This window comes from Paenibacillus sp. 453mf, assembly GCF_900116105.1.
In the GTDB taxonomy this organism is placed as follows: domain Bacteria; phylum Bacillota; class Bacilli; order Paenibacillales; family Paenibacillaceae; genus Paenibacillus; species Paenibacillus provencensis.
Genome location: NZ_FPAC01000001.1, coordinates 2,676,508 through 2,689,562, shown reverse-complemented (window position 1 = coordinate 2,689,562; position 13,055 = coordinate 2,676,508). Strand labels below are relative to the sequence as shown.

Annotated in this window: 13 protein-coding genes and 1 other annotated feature; of the genes, 12 read left to right on the top strand and 1 reads right to left on the bottom strand. The window is 45.6% G+C overall.

The features are described 5' to 3' along the window. Window positions 1-190 precede the first annotated feature (190 nt). The 9 genes from BM415_RS12765 (at window position 191) to BM415_RS12725 (ending at window position 8,420) form a co-directional block, all read left to right on the top strand. A complete protein-coding gene (locus BM415_RS12765) occupies window positions 191-526 on the top strand; it encodes a YlmC/YmxH family sporulation protein (protein WP_091158517.1) in 336 nt (111 codons plus the stop codon). Between the two features lie 83 nt (window positions 527-609). After that, window positions 610-1,479 carry a peptidoglycan editing factor PgeF gene (gene pgeF / locus BM415_RS12760; RefSeq protein WP_091158516.1) on the top strand — a complete coding sequence of 290 codons (870 nt, stop codon included), beginning with the start codon at window positions 610-612 and terminating at the stop codon, window positions 1,477-1,479. Window positions 1,480-1,485: 6 nt separating this feature from the next. Beyond that, a complete protein-coding gene (locus tag BM415_RS12755; RefSeq protein ID WP_091158514.1) occupies window positions 1,486-2,175 on the top strand; it encodes a YggS family pyridoxal phosphate-dependent enzyme in 690 nt (229 codons plus the stop codon). A gap of 5 nt (window positions 2,176-2,180) precedes the next feature. Then, entirely contained in the window at window positions 2,181-2,648 is a 468-nt protein-coding gene (locus tag BM415_RS12750) for a cell division protein SepF (protein WP_091158513.1), read from the top strand. Window positions 2,649-2,655: 7 nt separating this feature from the next. Then, window positions 2,656-2,925: a YggT family protein gene (locus BM415_RS12745; RefSeq protein ID WP_091158511.1), complete on the top strand. Its 270-nt coding sequence runs from the start codon at window positions 2,656-2,658 to the stop codon at window positions 2,923-2,925. Window positions 2,926-2,959: 34 nt separating this feature from the next. Continuing rightward, window positions 2,960-3,742 carry a YlmH family RNA-binding protein gene (locus tag BM415_RS12740; protein WP_091158510.1) on the top strand — a complete coding sequence of 261 codons (783 nt, stop codon included), beginning with the start codon at window positions 2,960-2,962 and terminating at the stop codon, window positions 3,740-3,742. Window positions 3,743-3,878: 136 nt separating this feature from the next. Then, window positions 3,879-4,388, top strand: a complete 510-nt coding sequence (locus tag BM415_RS12735) for a DivIVA domain-containing protein (protein ID WP_091158508.1) — start codon at window positions 3,879-3,881, stop codon at window positions 4,386-4,388. Window positions 4,389-4,465: 77 nt separating this feature from the next. Next, window positions 4,466-4,741: a binding site (T-box leader), on the top strand. Between the two features lie 73 nt (window positions 4,742-4,814). Then, window positions 4,815-7,904, top strand: a complete 3,090-nt coding sequence (gene ileS / locus BM415_RS12730) for an isoleucine--tRNA ligase (protein WP_091158507.1) — start codon at window positions 4,815-4,817, stop codon at window positions 7,902-7,904. A 219-nt stretch (window positions 7,905-8,123) separates the two neighbouring features. Continuing rightward, the gene (locus tag BM415_RS12725; protein ID WP_170862488.1) at window positions 8,124-8,420 is read left to right on the top strand and encodes a DUF5665 domain-containing protein; all 297 of its coding nucleotides are present in this window, start codon (window positions 8,124-8,126) and stop codon (window positions 8,418-8,420) included. Window positions 8,421-8,461: 41 nt separating this feature from the next. Here the strand turns inward: BM415_RS12725 and BM415_RS12720 are convergent, their stop codons facing one another. Further along, window positions 8,462-9,196, bottom strand: coding sequence for a TraR/DksA C4-type zinc finger protein (locus BM415_RS12720; RefSeq protein WP_091158503.1), 735 nt, complete (start codon window positions 9,194-9,196; stop codon window positions 8,462-8,464). Between the two features lie 223 nt (window positions 9,197-9,419). Here BM415_RS12720 and lspA point away from each other — a divergent pair, with 223 nt between their 5' ends. The 3 genes from lspA to BM415_RS12705 all read left to right on the top strand — a co-directional run bounded on the left by lspA (window position 9,420) and on the right by BM415_RS12705 (window position 12,318). Beyond that, a complete protein-coding gene (lspA, locus tag BM415_RS12715; RefSeq protein WP_091159240.1) occupies window positions 9,420-9,911 on the top strand; it encodes a signal peptidase II in 492 nt (163 codons plus the stop codon). Window positions 9,912-9,915: 4 nt separating this feature from the next. After that, window positions 9,916-10,857: an RluA family pseudouridine synthase gene (locus tag BM415_RS12710; RefSeq protein ID WP_091158502.1), complete on the top strand. Its 942-nt coding sequence runs from the start codon at window positions 9,916-9,918 to the stop codon at window positions 10,855-10,857. A gap of 207 nt (window positions 10,858-11,064) precedes the next feature. After that, entirely contained in the window at window positions 11,065-12,318 is a 1,254-nt protein-coding gene (locus tag BM415_RS12705) for an LL-diaminopimelate aminotransferase (RefSeq protein ID WP_091159238.1), read from the top strand. Window positions 12,319-13,055 lie beyond the last annotated feature (737 nt).

Here is a 13,055-nt window from a genome sequence, read left to right as displayed (position 1 = left end):
TCAAACATGGTTAGTGGTGCATCATCATTCAAAATAACCTCTACTTTCGCGTAAGCAGCGCGGAACTAGAGGTTTTATTATTGTCCGGAGTGACCAAGCTCTCATAAAAAAAAGGACATTTTGGGCGTTCAGAACATATATTGATATTGATATAAGGATTCAATTCATAAGAGCGGGATGTGAGGATAAGATGAGCTCAGGAGATCTGACGGTGAGAGCAATGAAAATATCGGATTTTCAAACCAAGGATGTCATTAATATTGTGGATGGGAAAAGACTGGGTCAGATCAGTGATCTTGAGCTGGACCTTCGGCAAGGGCGCATTGAGGCCATTGTTGTACCGAGCTACAGCCGATTCATGGGGTTGTTCGGAGGAGGAGCAGATCTGATTATCCCTTGGCGCAATATCGTCAAGATCGGTTCGGATGTCGTGCTAGTGAAGATGGATGAAGTGAAGGAAGCGAAGCCCGAGGATGTATATAACGAACGTACTGAGCGGCGTGAAGGAGAACGAAAGGGTTTCTAGTCTCCACTAAAGAGACTAAGGGATGTTTTTTTGGTACACTGGTGTATAGATGTTTCTAACGAAGAACGAGGTGATACACAAGCATGGAACCTTTTGTGCTGAATGATAATGACAGTGGACCGAAGCTGTTTGCAATAGAGCCCTGGACTTCCTATTCGAGGAGTAAGGGACTTATGACGGGATATACAAGCCGGGCTGGAGGTGTCGGAAATGCGCCATACAGCAGTCTCAACTGTGCTTTTCATGTGGGTGACAACCCTGAAGATGTAATTAATAATCGCAGACGCATTGCCGAGAAGATTGGAATACCGCCAGAGGCTTGGACTTGCGGCGAGCAAGTACATAAGAGCGAGATTGCCATTGTAACTGAAGCAGATCGAGGCAAGGGCTTCTTCGATCGCGAGTCGGCGATCCAGGATACAGACGGATTACTGACGAACGTTCGCGGTGTGCTGCTGACTTCATTTTACGCGGATTGTGTTCCGCTGTATTTCTTTGATCCGGTCAAAGAAGTGGTTGGCTTGGCCCATGCCGGATGGAAGGGGACGGTTCAGAAGATTGCAGAACGTATGATTGAGCAGATGGAAGAGCATTATGGATGTAAGCGGAGTGATATACTGACGGCGATTGGCCCATCGATTGGAAGCTGCTGCTATGAGGTTGATGATTATGTGATGGACCGTGTGAAGGTTTTGTACGAACTTGAACAGGGTAAAGATGAATATGAAGATTCTGCATACAGGAAGGCACATCAGCCTGCACCAGAAGGAAAATGCATGCTCGACTTGAAAGAAGTCAATCGACACATTATGATGAAAGCAGGAATATTGCCGGATCATATCGAATGTACATCATGGTGTACAAGCTGCCACCCTGAACTTTTCTTCAGTTATCGTAAGGAAGGTGGCATTACAGGCAGAATGGCAAGCTGGATTGGATTGGAAGAGAGGTGACCCTCCTTGTCACTGGAGGAGAGAATACAGCATGTGGATGAACGCATCCAAGCTGCTTGCGAGGCAAGCGGCCGCAATAAAGATAGTGTCAATGTAATCGCGGTAACCAAGTATGTCTCTGTCGAAATGACAGAGAAAGTGCTTGGCAGCGGACTGATACATATTGGCGAGAACCGATGGCAAAATGCCGAGGAGAAATGGAAAGCCCTCGGACATCGGGGTGTATGGCATTTTATCGGTCATTTGCAAACGAACAAAGTTAAGGATGTAATCGGTAAATTTCCATACATCCATTCATTAGACAGACTGTCTCTCGCTCGTGAGATCGAGAAGAAGGCGGCACAGCTGGACCTTAAGGTACAGTGTATGCTGCAGGTTAATATCTCAGGTGAAGAATCGAAATATGGTCTTCAGCCAGAGCAAGTCGTTCCGCTACTCAAAGAAATTCGTGAATTTAATCATATTCAAGTCGCCGGACTTATGACAATGGCCCCCTTTGAAGAAGAAGCGGAACGGACGCGTCCCGTATTTCGCGGACTTCGTGAACTTAGAGACGACTTGAATAGACAAGCCTTGACCCATGAACCGTTGACCGATTTGTCGATGGGGATGTCCAATGATTTTGAGATAGCGATTCAGGAAGGTGCAACCTGGGTGAGGCTGGGAAGTGTTCTCGTAGGTAAAGAGGAGGGCTAAAGGAGATGAGTGTAGTGAATAAATTTATGAATTTTTTCGGTCTTCAAGAAGAAGAAGAGGTTGTAGAACGTGAGCAAGTCAATTCACGCGTAGATGAGCCCGAACAAGAAGTTGAAACGCCGAGCTTTGATAAACGTAGAAACCAGAAGGGCAATAATGTGGTAAGCATTCATTCCCAAAAAAATGTAAAGGTCGTTCTGTACGAGCCGCGTAGTTACGATGAAGCACAGGAGATCGCCGATCATATTAAATCCCATCGGACCGTTGTTGTCAATTTGCAGCGTGTGCGAAAGGATCAGGCTCTTCGCATTATTGATTTTCTAAGCGGTACCGTCTATGCACTTGGCGGAGGCATTTCCAAAATCGGTGGAAACATTTTTCTCTGTACACCCGACACCGTTGAAATACAAGGAACCATCGCGGAAATACTTACAGATCACGACAGCGAAGCAGATTACAACAGAATGAGGTGACAGGTTTTTGGAAATTGTATTACAGTTGGTTAACAGCTTGGTTAACATTTACTACTGGATGATTATTATATACATCCTGATGTCTTGGCTTCCTAATGCTAGAGAGTCTAAGTTTGGAGAAATATTAGGCAAGATTGTAGAGCCTTATCTTGCTCCTTTCCGCAGATTCATACCGCCTATTTTCGGAATGCTCGACATTTCACCGATCATAGCCATCATTGCTTTGAGGTATGCTGCGACCGGACTAAGCGCAATATTGGAAGGGATTTTCACTTAGACAAGTTCAATATTATATACAGGGTGATTATGAAATGCGTACAGACATTTATGAACATTTTCACCCCGATGAACGGGATTTTGTAGATAAGGCCTGGGAGTGGGTAGAACATGCTGGACAGTATCATGAGATGAAACTGACGGACTTTCTGGACCCGCGCCAGGCCTATATTTTGGATACGCTTGCGAATCGTAGAGGGGATGTACAAGTGCGTATGGAGGGCGGATCTGCAAATGCGGAGCGTCAAAGAGCACTGATTGCCCCTGACTATGCTTATCTGGATGATCAGGATATGGGACTTGCAGTTCTGAGCATAACTTCGGCGGATCAAAAATTTCTGCAGCTCGATCATGGGGATTATATGGGAGCACTGCTAAGCCTTGGGCTCAAACGGGGAAAGCTCGGTGACATTCATGTTCTGGATGATGGATGCCACACGGTTGTTGCCAAGGAAATTGCAGACTATTTCTCGCTTCACCTTCACCAGGTGCATCGAATGAATGTATTTACTGACATACTGCCGGTAGATCAGCTGCGGACGAGTGATGTAGCTCTCCAGATGATGGATCTGACGGTGGCTTCTTTGCGTTTGGACGGAATTGCAAGTGATGTATACAGACTGAGCCGGAGCAAGATACTTACCCCGATTAAGGCAGGACGCTGCAAAGTGAACTGGAAGGTGGCAGAGGACCCATCCAAAATGCTGCAGGCAGGGGATGTGGTATCCGTTCAAGGCTTGGGGCGTTTTAAAGTGATGGAAACCGATGGAATGACCAAAAAAGGTCGGTTTCGTGTGAAAGTGGGTAAATTTGTATAGATATATATGCAGGAATTCATGTTTTCTTGTCGAAATCTTTAGGTCAGAGTTTATGAAATGATGTACTGGACCGATAAATAAAATGAAGTTTAATGCCTCTCTTATCAAGAGGTTAATACTATAGGAGGTGGACAGCATGCCACTAACGCCGCTGGACATACATAATAAGGAATTTGCCCGCCGTATTCGTGGTTATGATGAGGATGAGGTCAATGAGTTTTTGGATCAAGTAATCAAAGACTACGAGGCTGTTATCCGTGAGAACAAGGAGCTTAGCACACAGTTGCTGTCCGTGCAGGAGAAGCTGGATCATTTTGCAAATATTGAGGAAACTCTCAGCAAGACTATTATTGTTGCGCAGGAAGCTGCTGATGAAGTAAAGAACAATTCGAAGAAGGAAGCACAGCTGATTGTGAAGGAAGCAGAGAAGAATGCAGACCGGATCGTGAACGAAGCTCTATCCAAGTCGCGCAAAATTTCGCTTGAAGTTGAGGAGCTGAAGAAGCAGGCTTCCATTTACCGTGCTCGTTTCCGCACTCTTGTTGAAGCTCAGCTGGAGCTGTTGAATGTGGATGGCTGGGAAGCTCTTGAGAACCGGGAGCAGGAGGTTCGTGAGCGCGAACGCGAAATGAAGGAAATTTACTAACATAAACAACGGGTCATCTGTCAGGTTGACTTTTTGCTGTAAAGAGGCTATAAATATTGTTATATGTAATTCATAATAAAGGTTTGATGATGGGAACCAGTAAGCTCATGAGCATTCGTTTACAGAGAGTTGGCGGTGGGTGCGAGCCAATGAAACGGAACATGGCTGAATATCATCCCGGAGAAGTGAAGCCGAAAGCATGCTATAGCAGCTGCAATTAAGCCGAACCGTATGCCGAACGTTATATCGGCTCCTTATGGTAGTCACATAAGGATTAGAGCGCCGTTTATTTGTCACACGTAAGACAAATTGCGGAACTAGGGTGGTAACGCGAGAACAGTCTCGTCCCTTATTAGGGGCGAGGCTTTTTTATTTTTTCTTGGAGCAAAATCAACACGATAGGTAACTGATGAAAGGAAGAGATGGATGAAACGAGTTGACATCAAGGAGAAGGCTCGCGCTCGTGAGCAGCGAATCCTGGGAAAATGGCAAGCGGAGGATACATTCAAGAAATCAATTGAGAATCGTGAAGGCAGACCTAATTATGTCTTCTACGAGGGACCACCTACAGCGAATGGGGCGCCACATATTGGCCACGTGCTGGGCCGTGTAATTAAGGACTTTGTCGGTCGCTATCAGACGATGAACGGATACCGGGTTGTCCGCAAGGCGGGCTGGGATACGCATGGTCTTCCGGTTGAACTTGGTGTCGAGAAGCAGCTGGGCATCAGCGGCAAACAAGAAATTGAGAATTATGGTGTGGAAGCATTCATTAAGAAATGTAAAGCGAGTGTATTCGAATACGAGCATAAATGGCGTGAGCTAACGGAAGCAATCGGCTACTGGACGGATCTGGATCATCCTTATGTAACGCTGGATAACACATATATCGAAAGTGTCTGGAACATTCTGGCTACGATTCATGACAAAGGCCTGCTCTATCGGGGTCATCGGGTAAGCCCTTACTGCCCTTGCTGCCAAACGACACTCAGCTCTCACGAAGTAGCGCAAGGTTATGAGGATGTGAAGGACCTTAGTGCAACAGCGAAATTCAAGCTTCATGATCGTGATGAGTACATCCTGGCTTGGACAACTACCCCTTGGACACTCCCATCTCACGTTGCGCTGGCTGTTAACCCGGAGATGGAATACGCACGTGTTAAGCAGGAAGACGGAATCTATATTGTTGCCAAAAATCTCGTCGAGAAAGTGATGAAGGGTGACTACGAGGTATTGTCCAGCTTGCAGGGTTCCGAGCTTGTCGGCTTAACTTATACTCCGCCGTTTAACTACATTGCAGCCGAAAAAGCCAATATCGTGGTCGGGGCAAGCTTTGTTACGGATGCAAGCGGTACAGGGATTGTTCATATGGCTCCGGCACATGGTGAGGATGACTACAAGACTTGCCGTGAGAATGGAATCAGCTTTGTCAGTGTCGTGAATTCGGAAGGGAAGTATACGGAGGAAGTTACCGATTTTGCAGGACGGTTTGTTAAAGATTGCGATCTGGATATTGTGAAGCATCTGTCCGAGCAGGGACTGCTGTACAGCAAAGAAAAAATTGAGCACAGCTATCCATTCTGCTGGCGCTGCAAATCTCCACTCCTGTACTATGCCATGGACAGCTGGTTTATTGAAACGACGGCAGTGAAGGATCAACTGATCGCTAACAATAATACGGTGGATTGGTACCCAGGACACGTTCGTGAAGGACGTTTTGGTAAGTTCCTTGAAGATTTGGTGGATTGGAATATCAGTCGTAACCGTTACTGGGGTACTCCGCTTAACGTGTGGGTGTGTCAGGATTGTGGAGGGCAGTTCGCTCCTCACAGCCACGAAGAGCTGCGTAAGCATGCGGTTTCTGAAGTAAGCCCGGAGCTTGAGCTGCATAAGCCTTATGTTGATGAAGTGAAGGTACGTTGTACACACTGTGAGAGTGGTGTTATGGAACGCACTTCAGAAGTGATTGATGTGTGGTTTGACAGCGGATCAATGCCGTATGCACAGCACCACTATCCATTTGAGAACAAAGAGACCTTTGAACAGCAATATCCTGCGGATATGATCTGTGAAGGAATTGATCAGACACGCGGCTGGTTCTACAGCTTGCTGGCTGTTTCTACCCTGTTTACAGGAAAAGCGCCTTATAAGGCGGTTATGGCAACAGGTCATATTTTGGATGAGAACGGGCAGAAGATGTCCAAATCCAAAGGAAATGTGATTGATCCTTGGGAAATCATTGAAGAGTATGGTACGGATGCATTCCGATGGGCTCTCCTTGCAGACAGTGCTCCATGGAACAGCAAGCGTTTCTCCAAGGGCATCGTCGGAGAAGCGAAATCCAAGGTGATTGACACGATTGTCAATACACATGCATTCCTTGCGCTATACGCTGACATTGATGGATATGATCCAGAGAATCATCCATTCCAAGGTTCGGAGAATAAACTGGATCGCTGGGTGCTGTCGCGTCTGAACTCACTTATTGCAAAAGTAAGCAAAGGACTTCAGGTGAATGACTTCCTGAATGCGGCCAAAGCGATAGAAGTATTTGTCGATGAATTGAGTAACTGGTATATCCGCCGTTCCCGCGATCGGTTCTGGGGCAGCGGCTTGACCGAGGATAAGCTTGCAGCTTATGGCACACTGACTGAGGTCCTCTTGACGCTGTCTAAGCTGATGGCTCCATTTACACCGATGCTGTCCGAAGACGTCTACGGTAATCTTGGAGGAAAAGGAAGCGTGCATCTGACCGATTATCCAGTAGCAGACGAATCGCTGATTGATGAGAAGCTGGAGCAGGATATGGAAACGGCACGCAACATTGTTGAGCTTGCACGGAATGTCCGTAACGAGACCGGCATCAAGACCCGTCAGCCGTTATCAGCCCTAATTGTATCGCTGAGCCATGACTTTGATCTCCCTGGCTATGAAGAGATCATCAAGGATGAGATCAACGTCAAGAGTATTGAGGTTGAGACGAGCGATAGCGGATTTGTAGACTTTACACTTAAACTTAATCTGAAAGTTGCAGGTAAGAAATACGGCAAGAATGTAGGCTTCCTGCAAAATCATTTTAAAGCGATGAGTGCAGAAGATACCCGCTCTGTTGTTGAAGCAGGCCAGTTCAATATCGTATCGCCGGACGGAGCTGAGCTTGAAGTAACAAGCGAAGAGCTGTTGATTGAGAAAAAAGCAAAAGAAGGCTTTGCGGCAGCTTCCGGCTATGGATTGACCGTTGCGCTGAACACGGAAATTACGCCTGAGCTTGAACAGGAAGGGCTGGTTCGTGAGGTGGTCCGTGCAGTACAGGACACTCGCAAGAAGCTTGATCTTCCGATTGAGAAGCGCGTAAACCTGACTCTGGATGTCGATAGTGAGCTGAGAGCAGCTATCGAGGCTTTTGAATCGGTCCTTCGAGAGAACGTATTGGTTACAGATTTGGCATTTGGTGCATCGGAGGATATGGAACAGGTCGAAGCCGGTTCCAGAACGATTGGCGTTAAGATTCACTAGAAAAAATAAGGAAGCTTTGCCGGCTAAAATACAGGTAAAGCGGACATAATAGCAAAGAATTACATGTGAAAGCGAGCCGATAATGCCGAGGTGTACTCCCTCGTCTAACGGCTCGTTTCATATTTCTGAGAAAATTGAAGGAATGAGGCCTTTTACTTTATGAACAATATTCGGCGAAGATCACGCATTCGTCAGCATTACTCCGCAGAAGTGAAGCAAATGGATGAACAGATGGATGAGATGCATGGTGTTCTCCAGAAGCTTGCTCTCGATCTGGAGAAATCAAGGATTGCAGATTATACAAGACTGCTGCATAAGCCTTTTCGACTGATCTGGCTTAATTTGTTATCCGGTACAGCAAGAGGAGTTGGGATTGCGATCGGATTCACCTTTTTTGCTGCGACGATCGTCTATGTTCTTCAGCTGCTTGGTGCACTGAATTTGCCGATTGTCGGTGATTACATTGCCGATATTGTTCGCATTGTACAGAGACAATTAGAATTGGATACTTATTAGAGAACCCAATCGTTAGAATGAATTTACTTTAGATCTATATTCTATAAATCATCTTCGATAACATCTGGTTCCAGAATGCTCATGCCCTCATGATTCTCCAGATACCTTCTGTACTGCTTGTTGCGTACAACGGATACATTCTGCCCGTAAATATCGGTTGCGAGAAAGCTCTCATATGCTTCAACACAGCCATCAATCTCCTCGGCAGCCTCCATGTACATGGCATCGTAATCATCGTTATTGTTGCCTTCCTGAAGTGCGGGAGTGTTGGAATTTCCGTAGTTCTCAAGAATCTGCCAGGTATCTTCACCATCGAATCCATTCTGGGTATCCTTTTCATCAAGGCTTGTTCTTCCGAATGGTGGACTCAGAAATTCCTCCTCAATCGGACGATCCTCCGATACCGAGGTTTCAGGAGCATGCTCTCTGCAGTAAATGGTATACGGTACCGCATTTAAGCGTTCATAAGGAATGGGCTTACTGCATACTGCACAATTTCCGTAATCGCCTTCTTCCATATGATTCAGCGCGCTCTTGATTCGTTCAAGCATAAATTCATCGTGTTCATTTAGAGAAATATCTTTTTCGCGTTCATACATTTCGGTTGCAACATCACCTGGATGATTATCAAAAGTAGTCAACTCTCCGGCTTCGTATCGTGTTGAGCCGCTGAGCCCGTAATGGTCGGATTCCTTTTCGCGCTGCTCGATATCGTGTTGCTGCTCAAGAAGCTGTTTCTTCAAGCTGTTCCATTCCTGCTTCGTCAGATGCGTCATGGCGGTCTACTCCTTTACTTGAACTTTTCCTTCATCGGTTGTCTGTATAGAGTGTGCTGATTTGTTCAATTTTAGAGAAGGAGGATTTTGCATAAATATTCTCCATGAGCGTCCCTCCTCTGCTGAGCCAGCTTAAAATAGACGCTGTTCGTGACCTTGTGCTACAATATACAAGGCATTACCCATGGAATGGTAAAAGAGATGGATCGGAGTGACAAAAAAGGTGATATATTATGTCATTGCACTAATTGTTTTTCTAGTGGACCAGGGTACAAAATGGCTTGTTGCAACTCGGATGACCCTAGGGGAGGAAATATCAGTCATAGGAGATTTCTTCTTGATTACTTCCCATCGGAATCGTGGAGCAGCCTTCGGCATTTTGCAGGGTCAAACTTGGTTCTTTATCGTAGTAACGACGATTGTAGTGATAGCCTTGATCTGGTATATCAACAAAGTTAAATCACAACCGGATAAAATATTGCCGGTAGCTCTTGCTCTGGTGCTTGGCGGCGCGCTTGGCAACTTTATCGACCGATTGCTGACGGGTGAGGTGGTCGACTTTTTTAAATTTAATTTTGGAAGCTACACATTTCCGATCTTTAACATTGCCGACTCTGCAATAGTCGTCGGTGTAGGTTTAATCATATTAGATACTCTGCTTGAATCAAGACGTGAGAAGCAGCTGACACAGAGTCAGGACGAAGGGAAGGAATAAATTTATGACAGATCGGTCCGAACAGGAATCTAGCCAGGACATTCAAGAATGGACCGTCGAGGCGGATTTTGCTAAGGAACGAATTGATAAATATATAGCTGACAGCATGGATGACGTATCACGATCTCAAGTCCAAATCTGGATTGGTGATGGCCATGTGACAGTGAACGGTAACCAAGTAAAGTCAAACTATAAACTGGCAGCTGGAGACAAGATTGAGCTAGTTGTCCCCGAGGTCGCCGCGGTCGAGATATTGCCGGAGAACATCCCGCTTGAAGTTGTCTATGAGGATTCAAGTGTAATTGTTGTTAACAAGCCGAGAGGTCTAGTTGTACATCCCGCGCCAGGACACGCCTCCGGCACTCTTGTGAACGCGCTGATGTATCATTGCCATGACCTCTCTGGCATTAACGGTGAACTGCGTCCCGGCATTGTGCACAGGATTGATAAGGATACGTCAGGGCTGCTAATGGCTGCCAAGAATGATAAAGCCCACGCATCGCTTGCGGCACAGCTCAAAGACCATAGTGTAAACAGGCGTTATATTGCACTAGTCCACGGACATGTTCAGCATGACCAAGGGACCATTGATGCACCGATTGGCCGTGATGCGCATGATCGGAAGATGTTTACCGTGACGGAGCGCAACAGCAAGCATGCAGTGACTCATTTTTCGGTGATGGAACGTCTTGGGGACTACACTTTGCTGGAACTCAAGCTGGAGACGGGCAGAACACATCAAATCCGGGTGCATATGAAATTTATTGGTCATCCGCTTGTCGGAGATCCGATGTATGGACGAAGTAAGGGTGTGAAGATGAATGGACAAGCACTGCATGCAGCAACGCTTGGTTTTGTTCATCCCGATTCAGGAGAAACATTGGAATTTAATGCTCCTCTGCCTCAAGATATGGAAGATGTATTGGCTTCGCTTAGAAGTCGATAAGCTTGTAGTGTATTAAAGAAATCAAAAGGGTCGCAGGTGATGTGCGGCTCTTTTTTTGTTGTTCATTCCGGGAAGAGAAACTTGAGCAATGCTGAATATTTCATGGTGTTTGAATGCAAACTGGTGGAAAACTTGTACCGAATGGGTAATAAGTGTGGACAGGATTACAATATGAAAACTGGCTACAAGGGAGGATGTTGGACACTCATGAGCATTGACAAATATCAAGAAACTTATATTCAGAATTGTTTTGCTGATCGTATCGGTGGTGCTAACTATGGTAAAGGGGCAAACAGCAATAAATTCGAAAAAATCAAACGTGCTACATCAGCAGCCAAGAAAGATTACCCGAACATTGAACTGATTGACCTTGGAGCTTATGCTCCTGACGAAATGGCTGACACAGGGATCGTTGCGACACTTGCTGCAGAGGCTGCGAAGCCAGAGAATCGGGGATATGCGGATAATGGAATACCGGAATTTAAAGAAGCGGCTGCAACATACCTTGCAGAAGTATTCGGTGTAGAGGATATTGATCCTGTAAATGAGGTGGTTCATTCCAGCGGCTCTAAGCCGGCTCTTGCCATGATCCCTTCTGTATTTATCAACCCAGGTGATGTGGCGATTCTAACCGTTCCGGGTTACCCGGTAATGGGTACACATACGAAGTATCTAGGCGGAGAGGTTTACAATGTCCAATTGACTAAACAGAACAACTTCCTGCCTGACCTAGCTTCTGTTCCAGAGGAAATCGCCCTTCGTGCGAAGCTAATCTATTTGAACTATCCGAACAATCCAACAGGCGCAAGTGCAACGACGGAATTCTTTAGTGAAGTGATCGAGTGGGCTAAGAAATACAACGTGATTGTTATACATGATGCAACTTATGCAGCTCTGACGTATGATGGCCTCAAGCCGTTCAGCTTCTTGTCTATACCGGGTGCCAAAGATGTGGGCGTAGAGGTTCATTCTCTCTCCAAATCCTTCAATATGGCAGGCTGGAGTATTGGGTTTGTGGCGGGTAATCCGCTCGTTGTTAAGGCGTTCAGCGAAATTAAGGACAATAATGATTCCGGTCAATTTATTGCTATTCAAAAAGCAGCGGCTTATGGACTTGCTCATCCAGATATTACAGTGAAATTAGTAGAGAAATACTCCCGTCGTCATGACATGCTTGTACTAGCCTTGAATGAGCTGGGCTTCAGAGTGGAGAAACCAAAAGGCTCCATCTTCTTGTACGTTGAGGTTCCGTTAGGAGTTGCCGGGGGGCGGCGTTTCGAATCAGGTGAAGATTTCTCCCAGTTCCTCATTCGTGAGAAATTGATCTCTTCTGTACCGTGGGACGATGCTGGCCATTTTGTCCGTTTTTCTGTTACATTTGAAGCGAACGGTGATGAAGAAGAGAAGCGCGTGATCGGTGAAATGAAACGCCGGCTAAGTGATGTTCAGTTTGAATTCTGATCCAAATCATATCTTTCATAGTTTTGTCACGGATTGTCTAATAAAAGTCCTCCAAATTGAGGTAGACTAGATATATAAGTAATCCATGAAGGAGGCATAATTTTATGGAATTTGTCGCATTGATCGCAGTTATTATGGTCTTGGGCGGAATCGGTATTACAGCTATGTTCCTCAGACTTGCCAAGGATGACCATTAATTAATAAATACGGACGATAGGAGACCCTTTATGCAGGGTCTCTTTTTTTGCGTATTTTGCATATATTGTGGTGTTTGAATTTCTTCTGGATTCAAGCATCAAAAACAACAGTGGATAAATATACGAACTTATTGTATAATTATTAAAAATATTGAATGTTTAATGTATATTTCTCTGATGATTTTGCATAAATCTCATCGCTGTGTAATGTTTACTTCTAGGCTTGTTGCTTCTATTTGGTTAAGGTGTTGACAGAGGATAAGCTTTCTGTCATAATTCATGTCGATGAAAAATTGCTTGGGTACATGAGTAATCCAGAGAGGTTACACGCTCATGCAATAACATGAATAGCACCTTTAAATCAGTCCCGTGAGACTGGCAAGGTAACGTGATTGGACCCGGATCTTAGCTGCGGCTACTGTTTCGGTATGTCCTTTAGAGCTTACAGACCCGGCGTGCGTAGCCGCGGTTTTGAGACTCCTTGCCTAAGTTTTGCGGCAGGGAGTTTTTTTTATCTCGTCACGGGACTATAAGAAAGCA

Bases quoted from the DNA above. Each gene is read 5' to 3' on its own strand.
- BM415_RS12765 (WP_091158517.1), top strand. From the start codon at position 191: ATGAGCTCAGGAGATCTGACGGTGAGAGCAATGAAAATATCGGATTTT.
- pgeF (WP_091158516.1), top strand. From the start codon at position 610: ATGGAACCTTTTGTGCTGAATGATAATGACAGTGGACCGAAGCTGTTT.
- BM415_RS12750 (WP_091158513.1), top strand. From the start codon at position 2,181: ATGAGTGTAGTGAATAAATTTATGAATTTTTTCGGTCTTCAAGAAGAA.
- BM415_RS12740 (WP_091158510.1), top strand. From the start codon at position 2,960: ATGCGTACAGACATTTATGAACATTTTCACCCCGATGAACGGGATTTT.
- BM415_RS12735 (WP_091158508.1), top strand. From the start codon at position 3,879: ATGCCACTAACGCCGCTGGACATACATAATAAGGAATTTGCCCGCCGT.
- ileS (WP_091158507.1), top strand. From the start codon at position 4,815: ATGAAACGAGTTGACATCAAGGAGAAGGCTCGCGCTCGTGAGCAGCGA.
- BM415_RS12725 (WP_170862488.1), top strand. From the start codon at position 8,124: ATGGATGAACAGATGGATGAGATGCATGGTGTTCTCCAGAAGCTTGCT.
- BM415_RS12720 (WP_091158503.1), bottom strand. From the start codon at position 9,196: ATGACGCATCTGACGAAGCAGGAATGGAACAGCTTGAAGAAACAGCTT.
- BM415_RS12710 (WP_091158502.1), top strand. From the start codon at position 9,916: ATGACAGATCGGTCCGAACAGGAATCTAGCCAGGACATTCAAGAATGG.
- BM415_RS12705 (WP_091159238.1), top strand. From the start codon at position 11,065: ATGAGCATTGACAAATATCAAGAAACTTATATTCAGAATTGTTTTGCT.